The sequence below is a fragment of the Stenotrophomonas sp. STEN020 genome, assembly GCF_056760195.1.
In genome coordinates this window covers 104,685-117,156 of sequence record NZ_JBRREI010000007.1, presented here as the reverse complement: position 1 = coordinate 117,156, position 12,472 = coordinate 104,685, and the positions used below count along the sequence as shown (strand labels likewise).

12 protein-coding genes are annotated in these 12,472 nt (G+C 65.3%); 11 read left to right on the top strand and 1 reads right to left on the bottom strand.

Annotated features, from left to right (window positions below):
* Positions 1 to 71 precede the first annotated feature (71 nt).
* The 11 genes from ACVOLZ_RS05055 to ACVOLZ_RS05005 all read left to right on the top strand — a co-directional run bounded on the left by ACVOLZ_RS05055 (position 72) and on the right by ACVOLZ_RS05005 (position 10,657).
* Positions 72 to 1,205: a DUF6094 domain-containing protein gene (locus ACVOLZ_RS05055; RefSeq protein WP_258163993.1), complete on the top strand. Its 1,134-nt coding sequence runs from the start codon at positions 72 to 74 to the stop codon at positions 1,203 to 1,205.
* A 51-nt stretch (positions 1,206 to 1,256) separates the two neighbouring features.
* Entirely contained in the window at positions 1,257 to 1,577 is a 321-nt protein-coding gene (locus ACVOLZ_RS05050; protein ID WP_023095507.1) for a hypothetical protein, read from the top strand.
* Positions 1,578 to 1,665: 88 nt separating this feature from the next.
* Positions 1,666 to 1,971: a hypothetical protein gene (locus tag ACVOLZ_RS05045; protein ID WP_023095506.1), complete on the top strand. Its 306-nt coding sequence runs from the start codon at positions 1,666 to 1,668 to the stop codon at positions 1,969 to 1,971.
* Between the two features lie 135 nt (positions 1,972 to 2,106).
* The gene (locus ACVOLZ_RS05040) at positions 2,107 to 4,386 is read left to right on the top strand and encodes a helicase-related protein (RefSeq protein ID WP_023095505.1); all 2,280 of its coding nucleotides are present in this window, start codon (positions 2,107 to 2,109) and stop codon (positions 4,384 to 4,386) included.
* Positions 4,387 to 4,613: 227 nt separating this feature from the next.
* Positions 4,614 to 5,213 (top strand): PFGI-1 class ICE element type IV pilus protein PilL2, encoded by a 600-nt coding sequence (pilL2, locus tag ACVOLZ_RS05035; protein ID WP_023095504.1) that lies wholly within the window; start codon positions 4,614 to 4,616, stop codon positions 5,211 to 5,213.
* The gene (locus ACVOLZ_RS05030) at positions 5,210 to 5,851 is read left to right on the top strand and encodes a hypothetical protein (protein ID WP_023095503.1); all 642 of its coding nucleotides are present in this window, start codon (positions 5,210 to 5,212) and stop codon (positions 5,849 to 5,851) included. The genes pilL2 and ACVOLZ_RS05030 overlap by 4 nt, the downstream gene beginning before the upstream one ends.
* Positions 5,852 to 5,865: 14 nt before the next feature.
* Positions 5,866 to 6,591, top strand: a complete 726-nt coding sequence (locus tag ACVOLZ_RS05025) for a TIGR03759 family integrating conjugative element protein (protein WP_033999121.1) — start codon at positions 5,866 to 5,868, stop codon at positions 6,589 to 6,591.
* Complete coding sequence (locus ACVOLZ_RS05020) at positions 6,573 to 7,184, top strand: transglycosylase SLT domain-containing protein (RefSeq protein ID WP_023095501.1); 612 nt, start codon at positions 6,573 to 6,575, stop codon at positions 7,182 to 7,184. The genes ACVOLZ_RS05025 and ACVOLZ_RS05020 overlap by 19 nt, the downstream gene beginning before the upstream one ends.
* On the top strand, positions 7,181 to 7,720 hold the full coding sequence (locus tag ACVOLZ_RS05015) for an integrating conjugative element protein (RefSeq protein WP_023095500.1): 540 nt from the start codon (positions 7,181 to 7,183) through the stop codon (positions 7,718 to 7,720). The genes ACVOLZ_RS05020 and ACVOLZ_RS05015 overlap by 4 nt, the downstream gene beginning before the upstream one ends.
* Positions 7,721 to 7,724: 4 nt before the next feature.
* Positions 7,725 to 9,911 (top strand): type IV conjugative transfer system coupling protein TraD, encoded by a 2,187-nt coding sequence (gene traD, locus ACVOLZ_RS05010; RefSeq protein WP_023095499.1) that lies wholly within the window; start codon positions 7,725 to 7,727, stop codon positions 9,909 to 9,911.
* Positions 9,908 to 10,657, top strand: a complete 750-nt coding sequence (locus ACVOLZ_RS05005; protein ID WP_023095498.1) for a TIGR03747 family integrating conjugative element membrane protein — start codon at positions 9,908 to 9,910, stop codon at positions 10,655 to 10,657. The genes traD and ACVOLZ_RS05005 overlap by 4 nt, the downstream gene beginning before the upstream one ends.
* A 53-nt stretch (positions 10,658 to 10,710) precedes the next feature.
* Here ACVOLZ_RS05005 and ACVOLZ_RS05000 read toward each other — a convergent pair whose 3' ends face one another.
* A complete protein-coding gene (locus tag ACVOLZ_RS05000) occupies positions 10,711 to 12,465 on the bottom strand; it encodes an ATP-binding protein (protein ID WP_023095497.1) in 1,755 nt (584 codons plus the stop codon).
* Between the last annotated feature and the right edge of the window lie 7 nt (positions 12,466 to 12,472).

Sequence of the window (12,472 nt, the reverse complement as noted above, 5' to 3'; positions counted from 1 at the left end):
TTTTTGCCCGCCGTTTGGGGCCGGGGCTTCCCCCCCCGCCGCGACCCCCCCTTGGCGGGCCCCCCCACTTCATCCCCGCCAACCAGGAGACTTCCATGGCCCTCATGTTCCCGCGGCTCGCCCGCAATTTCGCCAAGAACGGGTATTACCCGACCGACGAACCCACGCTCGAAAGAGCCCTCAACGCACTGATGCCCAGCGATGGGCCGATGTGCATCCTCGATCCCTGCGCCGGCGAAGGCGTGGCGATCGCCGAAGCCGCTCATGCCCTCGGGCGCGAGCAGGCCAAGGCGTTCGCCGTCGAGTTCGACGCGGAACGGGCACGCCATGCCCGCGGCCTGGTCGATCACTGCCTGCACGCGGACCTGATGGACACGATGATCTCCAAGCAATCGTTCGGGCTGCTCTGGCTCAACCCACCGTATGGCGACCTGTCCAAGGACGTCAACGGCAACATCGGCTATCAGGGCCAGGGCCGTGCCCGCTTCGAGAAGCTCTTCTATCAGCGCAGCCTCTCGCTATTGCAGTATGGCGGCGTGCTGGTCTTCATCGTCCCCGGCTACGTGCTCGACGCCGAGCTGGTCGGCTGGCTGACGCGCCACTACACCGATCTGCGGATCTACCGAGCGGTGGAGACGCAGTTCAAGCAAGTGGTGATCTTCGGCCGCAGGGTGCGTCAGCGCGAGCTGGCACCCGATGGGCTCAAGGCCGTGCGCAATCTGCTGCTGCAGGTCGGGCTTGGTGAAGTCGAAGCCGAGGAGCTGCCGAGCGAATGGCCGTTCCTGCCGTACATCGTCCCCGCCAGTCCGGCCGAGCCAGAGCACTTCTTCCGCGTGACGATGGAGCCGGAGCAGTTCGCCGATGAAGTCGGCCGGCTGCAAGGCCTCTGGCCGTCGCAGGACACGCACCTGGGGGCCGCGCAGCAGTCGCTGCGTCCGCCAGCGCGTGCCTTGTCCCACTGGCATCTCGCCCTGGCCCTGGCCGCGGGCGCGATCTCGGGGGTTGTGCGCTCCAAGACCGGGCGCGTGCTCGTCGTCAAAGGTGACACCCACAAGGACAAGACGCTTCAACGCGAATTCACCGAACGCGAAGACGGCTCCATCGCCGAGACCCGCATCCTCACCGACAAGTTCGTGCCCGTCATCCGCGCGTGGGACATGACGCCCGGCTCCGCTACACGGGGCGAGGTCCTGACCATCCGTTAATCCACCGGACGCGCTGCCGTCCTGCTGTACCACCTCGAAGGAGAAACACCCATGTTCTCAAGCCTGTTCAAGCGGCCCGCGCCGCAGAAGCAACCGTTGTTCGCACCAGGTACGTTGCAGTTGAGCGAGAAGGTGCATTGGCTGGCCCGCAAAGGCCTGATCGACCCCTTGGCTCTTGTCCAGCGCCATGTGCGCGGTGACTGGGGCGAGACCGATGAGGCCACCCGTCAAGCCAAAGATGTCGCAATCCGTGGGGACGATCCGATGATCTCCCACTTCAGGATCACGCCCGAACTGGTGTTGATCGTCAAAACCAGCGAGGACCACCAGACCACGGTGATCCAGCTTCCCGAAGAACGGGACATGATCTGACAGCACCATCGTCGTCTTCATCCACCTGACGGAGCCACTTCACTCCGCCAGGGGTGTCGTGGCTCAATGACTCATCAAGGAGGAGCCCATGGCATCACATCGCGTTGAAACCTACTGCCACAGGCTGGCGTTTCCAATCGGTGCGCTCATCTTCAGCAGAGGCATCGACCGCCTGGTCCGCACGGGTCGCCTCGACCCGATCCCGTACTTCAGGCGCCACACCCGTGGCGACTGGGGCGACGTCAACCTCCAGCAATGGCAGGCCAACAGCACTGCACTGCAATCAGGTGCATCGCTGGAATCCCGCTACGTGATCCATCCGGGGCTGGCCATCCGCATCGTCACCGATGCGCAGCGCAGCGCCACCGTCATCGTGCTGCCGTCCGAAGACTGAGCACGATTCACCAGCAGGCCGCCACGGCCGGCAACTTCGACCACCTCGGCCAAGCGCCGATTTCCTTCCCACTGCGGGGCATGCCATTGCCCCGCTGGGGGTGGTGCATGCCCCATTTTTCATTGGAGCATCACCATGTCCCTCGATCTCGAAACCACTGCCGCTGAAGCCGCGCCCGTACAGGGCGAACTGCTCGATGCGGAATCTTCCCCTCTGACCCTGAGCCTTCAGGATTTCGTCGGCGAGTTCGGTGACGAACTGCTCGACGCCCTCAACAGCGCCAACCCGCCGGTCTATAACGGCCAGCCGCAGGCGCACCGACAACTCATCGTCGCCAGCCTCAAGCGCAAGCTCTTCCAGGCCCAGGCCGAAGTCGTCCACGCCGCCGCGGAGCTGCTGATCGATCGTGGCGAACGCGCCGCGATCGTCAATGGCGAAATGGGCTGCGGTAAGACGACCGTCGGCATCGCCACGGCCGCCGTGCTCAACGCCGAAGGCTACCGCCGCACCCTGGTTCTTTCCCCGCCGCACCTTGTTTACAAGTGGCGGCGCGAGATCCAGGAAACAGTGGCGGGTGCCAAGGTGTGGGTGCTCAACGGGCCGGATACGCTCGTCAAGCTCATCAAGCTGCGCGAGCAGTTGAACGTCCAGCCCACGGGCCAGGAGTTCTTTGTCTTGGGCCGGGTCAGGATGCGGATGGGGTTCCACTGGAAGCCCGTCTTCACCCAGCGACGCACCCGTCACGGCAACGTGGCGGCTTGCCCGGACTGCGGCACGGTCATCACCGACCTCGACGGCGAGCCGGTCAACCCGGTCGCACTCCAAGCCGAGGAATACCGCAGGAAGTGCAGCCATTGCGCCGCGCCCCTGTGGACGCTGATCCGCCCACGCAGCCTGTCTGGCAGCGACCAGTCCTCAGCCGTGCTGAAAGCCTTGAAGCGCATCCCGACTATCGGGGAAGTCACCGCGCAGAAGCTGATGCAGAAGTTCGGCGACGGGTTCCTGGCGTCGATGCTGGGCGACAACATCCATGAGTTCATCAACCTCATGGACGGCAACGGCGAGCTGGTGTTTTCCGACCGTCAGGCCACGCGCATGGAGCGTGCGATGGCCAACATGGAGTTCGGCTTTGGCGAGGGCGGCTACCAGCCGTCCGAGTTCATCAAGCGCTACCTGCCGCAAGGCACGTTCGACCTGTGCATAGCGGACGAGGCTCACGAGTACAAGAACGGTGGCAGTGCCCAGGGCCAGGCCATGGGCGTGCTGGCGGCGAAGGCTCGCAAGACCTTGCTGCTGACAGGCACGCTGATGGGCGGCTACGGGGACGACCTGTTCTACCTGCTGTTCCGAGCCCTGCCTGGGCGGATGATCGAAGACGGCTACCGCCCGACCACGAGCGGCAGCATGACCTCGGCGGCCATGGCGTTCATGAGGGACCACGGGGTCCTCAAGGACATCTACTCCGAAAGCACCGGCACGGCGCACAAGACGGCCAGGGGCACCAAGGTATCGGTGCGCACGGTCAAGGCTCCCGGCTTCGGGCCGAAGGGGGTCTTGCGGTGCATCCTGCCGTTCACGATCTTCCTCAAACTCAAGGACATCGGCGGCAACGTCCTGCCGCCGTATGACGAGGAGTTCCGTGAAGTCGCAATGGACACGGCGCAAGCCGCGGCCTACCGCGACCTGGCGGGTCGGCTGACCGCGGAGCTGAAACAGGCTCTGGCGCGACGCGATACGACGCTGCTGGGTGTGGTGCTCAACGTGCTGCTGGCCTGGCCGGACTGCTGCTTCCGGTCGGAAACCGTGGTGCATCCGCGCACGCGCAACACCTTGGCGTTCGTCCAGGCTCAGTTCAACGAGTTCGAGGTGACGCCGAAAGAGCGCGAGCTGATCGACATCTGCAAAGAGGAGAAGGCGCAGGGCCGCAAGGTTCTGGCCTACACGGTCTATACCGGCACGCGCGACACCACGTCGCGCTTGAAGGTATTGCTGGAGCAAGAAGGTTTTCGGGTGGCAGTGCTGCGCGCAAGCGTGGACGCCAGCCGCCGCGAAGACTGGATCGCCGAGCAACTGGACCGTGGCATCGACGTGCTCATCACCAACCCCGAGCTGGTCAAGACGGGCTTGGACCTGTTGGACTTCCCGACGATCGTTTTCATGCAGTCGGGCTACAACGTGTACTCGCTCCAGCAGGCGGCACGCCGCTCCTGGCGCATCGGACAGAAACAGCCGGTGCGCGTGATCTACCTCGGCTACGCCGGTTCCTCGCAGATGACCTGCCTGGAGCTGATGGCCAAGAAGATCATGGTCTCGCAGTCCACCTCCGGCGACGTGCCCGAATCGGGCCTGGATGTGCTCAACCAAGACGGTGATTCCGTCGAAGTCGCGCTGGCCCGGCAACTGGTCGCCGCCTGATCCCCACGCCAACGCCGGCCTCGCGCCGCCGGCTTTCCATTGTTCCCACCTTGCAGCCACGCCCACGGTCTCCGTGGACGTGGCTGCATCTTCACTGGCCCCTTCGGGGGCCTTTTTCTTTGGAGGGAGGCTTTCGGTAAATCGGGCGCTGCCTGGTTCGCATTGTTTGCTGCCGCTCGTGGCCCGAGCGGCGATGGTGAGGGCTCGATGTTTCAGGACGACGCGCCATGTGCCCCTCTCCACCCTGGTTTCACCATCCCGAACGCCGCCTGCTGGCGGGTTTTCTCGGCCTGCTTTGGTCGGTGCTGGCCGGTGGCTGCGCGACGACGACCGCGCCGGTCGCGCCCCACACCATCGAGGAAGTCTCGGCCGCGCCCGAACCCGAGGCGCCGGAGTACATCCCCGTCGTGCGCTACGGCCGCTATACCCTCGTGGAACTCGCACCCACGGCGGCGCAGCGCGACCTGCTTTTGCAGACCATCGATGTCGCCATGCCGGAAGACGCCCGCGCCACGGTCGGCGACGGGCTGCGGCATGTGCTCAGGCGCAGCGGTTACCGACTCTGCGAAACCGCGCATGCCGTGGTCGAGCTGTACGCACTGCCACTGCCGGCAGCGCACTTGCACCTCGGCCCCATGACCCTGCGCGATGCGCTGCTCACGCTGGCTGGCCCGGCCTGGGAACTGCATTCGGATGACCGCGCACGGCAAATCTGCTTCGAGCGGCCCGGCGACAGCATGGCCGCCGACAACGCCCACGCGCTGCCCGCCACCGAGGCGGCGCAGACCTTTCCGCTGGCGCCCGCGGCATCGGGAGGCCAGCCATGAACAGCCCGCAGCCCGCCCATCGTTCAACGGCCGCCGTGGTGGTGCAGAGCCTGATGTGGCTCTGGCTGATCGGCCTCAGTGTCCTCGTTGCCCTGGGTTACCAGGCGATGAACGACCAGGCCGACCAGGAGCGCCTGGATTCCCGCCTGCAACGCCTCGAAGCGCAGGCAACAGGCCTGGCCGAGACCATCGAGGCCATCCAGCAGCGTCCGGCCGTCGCAACGGCGGCGGATCTCAAAGACATCCGCCAATTCCTGGAAGCTCGTGCAGCCCAGGTCGAGAAAACGCTGAGCGCCTATGCCGCTGCCGACGACCTTCAGGCGCTGCGCGCCGAAGTCGAGCAGGTCAAGGCGCGGCAGACCGCTGCGCGCGCCGCTACACCCGCCCAGCCGCGCACCAGGAACAAGCCCACCGCCAAGCCCGAACCACCGCCGCTCCCGTTCCGCATCGTCGGGGCCGAACTGCGTGCCGGCGAGCGCAGCGTGTCCGTCGCGCCAAGCAATGGCGACTTCACGCCCGACCAGCTTCAGGTGCTGCTACCCGGCGATGCGGTCGGCCCGTGGCGCTTGCAGGCCGTCGAGGGCAACACCGCCGTGTTCCAGGCCGGCGACCAGACCCGCCGCGTGGCGATCCCCTGACCGGAGCAGATCGCATGAAGCCATCGATCATCCTTTCCGCGCTCTTGCTGGCGTCCACCCAGTGGCCCGCCTGGGCGCAGCAGCCCGCCACAGCCCCCGCCCGCAATGCGCAAAGCCAGGAGCGCCCGCTGGTCGCTCGCGTTCTGGATGACCGGGTGGCGAGCGACTGGGGCCTGCAACCGCAGGAGTGGGCGCGCTACCGCGAACTGATGGACGGGCCGCTGGGCATCTACTCGCCCAACCTGGACCCGCTGTCGGCCCTGGGCATCGAGGCCCGCACCGACGAGGAACGGCGCCGCTACGCAGAGCTGCAGGTGCAGGTCGAAGCGCGCCGCGTGGAGAAGCTGCTTGCCTATCAGCGCGCCTACGACGAGGCCTGGCAGCGCCTGAACCCCGGCATGCAGCGAGTGAACCTGCCGGACGACAAGCCGGTCGCCGGAGCCACGCGCGGCTCCGGCCGCACAGCGGTGTTCGTCAAGGACGGCTGCGATGCCTGCGGCCAGCTCGTGCAGCGCCTGCAATCGGCGGGCACCGAATTCGATCTGTACATGGTCGGCAGCCGCCAGGACGACGGGCGCATCCGCGACTGGGCCAAGCGCGCGAACGTCGATCCGGCGCGCGTGCGCCGCGGCACCATCACGCTCAACCACGACGGCGGTCGCTGGCTGTCGCTGGGCCTGCCCGGCGACTTGCCCGCAGTCGTGCGCGAGGTGAACGGCCAATGGCAGCGCCAGCCGTAGTCGCCACCTCTGTTTCGCAGTTCTTGCGCGCACTGACGCTCGCCGCCGGCCTGGGCGCCTGCGTCGCCCAGGCCCAGGCCCAGGAGGTTCCGCCGCCGGCCTACCAGCTCGCCGCGCAGCGCGCAGGCATCCCCTCGACGGTGCTCTACGCCGTGGCCTTGCAGGAGAGCGGCATCCGCCGCAATGGGCGCATCGTCCCGTGGCCGTGGTCGCTCAACGTCGCCGGCCAGTCGCGCCGCTATGCGACCCGCGCCGACGCCTGCGCGGGCTTGCAGCGGGCGATGCGCTCCACGCCGCACACGCGCATCGACGCGGGTCTGGGCCAGATCAACCTCGGCTACCACCAGCAGCGCTACGCCACCGCGTGCGACCTGCTGGACCCGTACCGCAACCTCGCCATCGCCGCCGAGATCCTGCGCGAGCAGCACACCCCCGGCGAGGACTGGTTGCTCGCGATCGGCCGCTATCACCGTCCTGCGGGCGGTGAGCCCGCCGCCCGCTATCGCCGCAGCGTGTCGCGCCACCTTGCCCGCGTACAGGGCGCGCGCGCAACCGCCGCGGTTCTCGCCGCACGCCAGGAGACATCCCCATGACGACATCCCATCTGGCCTTGCGGGGCCTGCTCGTACTGCTGGCAGGCTTGCCGCTGGCCTCGCTTGCCGGCGAGCCGCTGATCGTGGTCGAAGACCGCGGCGGCGCGTCGGCGCTGCCGTACTACGAAGCCCTGAACCTCCAGCCGCGTGCCAACGCGCCGGCCCGGCCGCCGATCCCGACACCCCAGGTTCCCGCCACGCCGGCGGACGAGGCCGCGATGCTGCCGGTGCGCAGCGCCAAGCTCACGCCCGGCACCGTCGCGCGGCGGGTCATCGAGGCCCCGGGCCTGCGTCCTTTCGTGGTCGTCGGCGACGACGAGGCGTCCCATGCCTGGCTTCGCCGCCAGGCGACCGCGCTGCGCGAGCGTGGCGCGGTCGGCCTGGTGGTCAACGTCGAGACCATGCAGGGCCTGGCGCGGCTGCGCGCACTGGTGCCCGGTGTACCCCTCGCGCCCGCGTCCGGCGACGACCTGGCCGAGCGCCTCGGCTTGCGGCACTACCCGGCGCTGATCACGGCCACCGGCATCGAGCAATGAAGCCATGTCGGGGAAACAGCCGGTCGAGGTACTGCTTCGCCCAGCGGTGGAGCTATACACCGTTGCCGCATGCGCGGGCGCCGCGTTTCTGTCCCTGGTGGCCCCATGGTCGCTCGCGCTGAGCCCGTCCATGGGCGTCGGCAGCGCGCTGGCGTTCGGCGCCTACGGCGCGATCCGCTACCGCGATGCCCGCGTCATCCTGCGCTACCGGCGCAACATCCGCCGCCTGCCGCGCTACGTGATGACCAGCAAGGACGTGCCGGTCAGCCAGCAGCGGCTGTTCGTGGGGCGCGGTTTCCTGTGGGAGCAGAAGCACACCCATAGGCTGATGCAGACGTACCGGCCGGAGTTCCGCCGCTACGTCGAGCCGACGCCGGCCTACCGGCTGGCTCGACGGCTGGAAGAACGATTGGAGTTCGCGCCGTTCCCGCTGTCTGGGCTGTCCGCGCTTACCGGCTGGGACGTGCCTTTCAACCCGGTGCAGCCGCTTCCGCCCGTGGGCGGCTTGCCCCGTCTGCACGGCATCGAGCCCGACGAGGTGGACGTCAGCTTGCCGCTCGGCGAGCGCGTCGGTCACTCGCTGGTGCTGGGCACCACGCGCGTCGGCAAGACCCGGCTGGCCGAACTGTTCGTGACCCAGGACATCCGGCGCGTGAACGCCGCGGGCGAGCACGAGGTGGTGATCGTCATTGACCCCAAGGGCGATGCCGATCTCCTGAAGAGGATGTACGTCGAGGCCAAGCGCGCGGGCCGCGAAGGCGAGTTCTACGTCTTTCATTTGGGCTGGCCGGACATTTCCGCGCGCTACAACGCCGTGGGGCGCTTCGGCCGCATCAGCGAGGTGGCCACCCGCGTCGCGGGGCAGCTTTCCGGCGAAGGCAACAGCGCGGCGTTCCGCGAGTTCGCCTGGCGCTTCGTCAACATCATCGCGCGCGCCCTGGTGGAACTGGGACAGCGACCGGACTACATGCTGATCCAGCGGCACGTCATCAACATCGACGCGCTGTTCATCGAGTACGCCCAGCATTACTTCGCCAAGACCGAGCCCAAGGCCTGGGAGGTGATCGTCCAGATCGAGGCCAAGCTCAACGAGAAGAACATTCCGCGCAACATGATCGGGCGCGAGAAGCGCGTGGTGGCGCTGGAGCAGTACCTCTCGCAGGCACGCAACTATGACCCGGTGCTGGATGGTCTGCGCTCTGCTGTCCGATACGACAAGACCTATTTCGACAAGATCGTCGCCAGCCTCTTGCCGCTGCTGGAGAAGCTCACCAGCGGCAAGATCGCGCAGCTCCTGGCCCCGAACTACTCCGACCTGGCCGACCCGCGCCCGATCTTCGATTGGATGCAGATCATCCGTAAGAGGGCCATCGTCTATGTGGGCCTGGATGCACTCTCCGACGCCGAGGTCGCCGCAGCGGTCGGCAACTCGATGTTCAGCGATCTCGTGTCGGTCGCCGGGCATATCTACAAGCACGGGATCGACGACGGCCTGCCGGGCGCATCGGCCGGTGCGCGCGTGCCCATCAATGTCCACGCCGACGAATTCAACGAGTTGATGGGCGACGAGTTCATTCCATTGATCAACAAGGGGGGTGGCGCAGGCCTCCAGGTCACCGCGTACACGCAGACCCTCTCGGACATCGAGGCCCGCATCGGCAACCGCGCCAAGGCCGGTCAGGTGATCGGCAACTTCAACAACCTGTTCATGCTGCGTGTGCGCGAAACCGCGACCGCTGAACTGCTGACTCGGCAACTGCCGAAGGTCGAGGTCTATACCACCACCATCGTCAGCGGCGCGACCGACAGCTCCGACATTCGCGGGGCGACGGATTTCACGTCGAACACCCAGGACCGCATCAGCATGTCCAGCGTGCCGATGATCGAGCCGTCGCACGTCGTCGGCCTGCCCAAGGGCCAGTGCTTCGCGCTGCTGCAGGGCGGCCAGCTTTGGAAAGTGCGCATGCCGCTGCCGGCCCCGGACCCGGACGAGGTGATGCCGGCAGACTTGCAGCAACTGGCCGGGTACATGCGCCAGAGCTACAGCGAAGCGACGCAGTGGTGGGAGTTCACCAGCGCCCCGGCATTGCAGGACGCAGCCTTGCCTGATGATCTGCTGGATGACGCCGCGCTAGCCGAACCGGCCGCCTTTGGCGCAGGCGATACGGATAGCGACGAGGCAGCGCCATGAGCGACGCGGCCAGCACCACCCAGCGAGAGCAGAACCGCCGTCGGGGTTTGATTATCGGCACGATAACGCTGCCATTTCGGCTGCTCGGGGTGCTGATCGGCTCGCTGCTGTTCTCGATCGTGATGGAGTGCGTCGGCATGCACCTGTTCTGGAAGGATCAGGGCTGGCGCCATTCCCAGCAGATGTTGCAGTACGAGCTGGGGCATCTGTCCAGCCACTTCACGCGCAGCGTCGTCGTACAGGAGCCGGGCCGCACGGCGCACGAACTGGTGGATACCGGCTACGAATGGGTTTTCGTGCGCTCGGGGCTGCTGGAGCGTATGAGCCAGACTGCCGAGCGTGCGCGCACGCCCAGCCAGGGGCAGACGCTCAATTTCCGCTACTACATCAGTCAGGTCTATGTCTGGGCCGAGAACTACCTGATTGCCGCGGCCTTCACCACCCTCACGTTCCTGGTGCGCCTGCTGGTTCTGGTGCTCACGCTGCCGCTGATCTTCACCGCGGCGTTCGTCGGCCTGATCGACGGTCTTGTGCGGCGGGACGTGCGCCGGTTCGGCGCGGGCCGGGAATCCGGCTTCATCTACCACCGCGCGAAGGCGAGCCTGATGCCGCTGGCCGTGCTGCCGTGGATCACGTACCTGGCCTTGCCGATCTCGGTGCATCCACTGCTGATCCTGCTGCCCAGCGCCGCCTTGCTGGGACTGGCCGTGAGCCTGACTGCGGGTAGCTTCAAGAAGTACTTATAACCACACACAGCACCGAATATCGACGTTCGGTGCATATTTAGAACCGAAAGAGATCAAGAGCTCTCCGTCCGGAGCAGCCACTCAATCTGTCGCCGTGCTGTGGAGATGATCTGTCCAAAGATTCGCTCCTCAACATCCGGCTCACGATTTCCAGTAGGAAAGTCGGCAGACCTGCCTCCACCGACCAACAAAACCTGAACAGCAGAGCCAACGTACTTTGTCAGTTCATGCCTATAGCCGATTGCCTGTACGTAATCACCGTGATTCAGCGCGTGGCTTGGCCGTTTGAATTCGATCAATAAGTACTTGCCGCTCAGATTCTCGTTGAGAAGCAGGTCAGGACGTTTGTCGGCCTTGTCTCCCGTATAGACCTTCCCAAGAACATCTTCCACTTGTCGCCGCAATGTGCTGTTTGAGCTGAACAGGGAATACTCCGGACCAAACACCCACAAGTTACGTTCCAGGGCTTTGTGCAAGACGGCCTCGGTAGTTGTTGCGTCACGAACAAGCAGTTCCAGTTGATCAAGAAAAACTTGGCGCGCTGCGGCTTGCTGAACCAGGAATGCCATCTCTGCCAAGCCAAACTCATCCAGCCGCTCGGCCACCACTGCAACGTCGCTCGAAGTTGCTTCCGCAATGTGCTCAAGAAGAATACGGTAATCGGATCGTTCCATTGCCTCCAGCAACACATTCACCACCGGCTCGACCTTGCTCTCCGGTTCGCCGTAATACTTGTCGAGGATTTTCTTGATCGCCCGATCTGCAAAAACCCTTTTGTGTTCCGGCAGCGCTGAGAGTCGAGTAAGGATCGCTTTTTGCAGTCGAGCCTGTGCAAGCTGGATCTCTTGCCGGTACTGCTGCTCATACGCCTCCCGGAGAATGGGCTGGACGTATGCCTCAACCTCCTTCAAAAGTTCACTATTCTCAACGGCAGCATCCCAACCAGCAGTGATGTGATCGCGCAGTCCGTCCGCCTCGACTTCGCCGTAGAGCTTGCGAAGTAACTTGCGCGGGAAGTCATCCCGTTGATCCAAGCCAAAGAATCCTGGCCGCCCCACGGCCTTGCCATCCACGCGCAAGGTAATGCCAGGCTGACGCAATCCTGACTTGCCATCGCTGATAGAGAACCGCAGTTTCACCTTGCCCACATTTGGCAAGGACTGATCCTGCTCTGCATAACGCCCTGATACGTCGTCAACATCCAGACGCTTGTCGTCAACCGTGATCGCGAAGTCATCCTGCCGACCGTAATCCTGTAACAGGATCTGGCGTAGGCGGTTGGCATCCGGGTAAGCCAAACCCTGGTGCAAGTCGTTGAGCGTAATGGTTGTCCCGTGGAGTTCGGGCGCGCACGGTTCGCTGTGCAAGCTGATATCCAACTGCTCGATATCTTCAACGCGCGCAAGGTCATCCAAGCGCAGCGAAATCCGGCACAGGCGGCCGCGCGCACGCGTTTCGAGCATCATGGTGGCCGCCGCCATGAGGCCAGAAAACTTGCCGATGCCTTTTCTGCCCTTGACCGGGCGGCTCTTCCCGGCGGTACGTTCTCCGCGCCGTGAGCGGCGATCGGATGCAATGGCCAAATAATGCCGCCGCAGCTCCTCTTCGGTCATACCGCTTCCATCGTCCTCAATGACGATGGAGCCACCGCTCAGTGGCTTCGGGAGAGTGACAGATACGTGCTCGGCGTCGGCATCCCACGCGTTATCGACGAGCTCCTTCAACGCCCGCTCTGATGACGGGTATTCCTGACTCAGCAATGTGGCGAGTCGGGAATCAACCTGAAAACGCAGCTGGGCACGGCTCATATCAACG

Bases quoted from the DNA above. Each gene is read 5' to 3' on its own strand.
- ACVOLZ_RS05050 (WP_023095507.1), top strand. From the start codon at position 1,257: ATGTTCTCAAGCCTGTTCAAGCGGCCCGCGCCGCAGAAGCAACCGTTG.
- ACVOLZ_RS05045 (WP_023095506.1), top strand. From the start codon at position 1,666: ATGGCATCACATCGCGTTGAAACCTACTGCCACAGGCTGGCGTTTCCA.
- ACVOLZ_RS05040 (WP_023095505.1), top strand. From the start codon at position 2,107: ATGTCCCTCGATCTCGAAACCACTGCCGCTGAAGCCGCGCCCGTACAG.
- pilL2 (WP_023095504.1), top strand. From the start codon at position 4,614: ATGTGCCCCTCTCCACCCTGGTTTCACCATCCCGAACGCCGCCTGCTG.
- ACVOLZ_RS05030 (WP_023095503.1), top strand. From the start codon at position 5,210: ATGAACAGCCCGCAGCCCGCCCATCGTTCAACGGCCGCCGTGGTGGTG.
- ACVOLZ_RS05025 (WP_033999121.1), top strand. From the start codon at position 5,866: ATGAAGCCATCGATCATCCTTTCCGCGCTCTTGCTGGCGTCCACCCAG.
- ACVOLZ_RS05020 (WP_023095501.1), top strand. From the start codon at position 6,573: ATGGCAGCGCCAGCCGTAGTCGCCACCTCTGTTTCGCAGTTCTTGCGC.
- ACVOLZ_RS05015 (WP_023095500.1), top strand. From the start codon at position 7,181: ATGACGACATCCCATCTGGCCTTGCGGGGCCTGCTCGTACTGCTGGCA.
- traD (WP_023095499.1), top strand. From the start codon at position 7,725: ATGTCGGGGAAACAGCCGGTCGAGGTACTGCTTCGCCCAGCGGTGGAG.
- ACVOLZ_RS05005 (WP_023095498.1), top strand. From the start codon at position 9,908: ATGAGCGACGCGGCCAGCACCACCCAGCGAGAGCAGAACCGCCGTCGG.
- ACVOLZ_RS05000 (WP_023095497.1), bottom strand. From the start codon at position 12,465: ATGAGCCGTGCCCAGCTGCGTTTTCAGGTTGATTCCCGACTCGCCACA.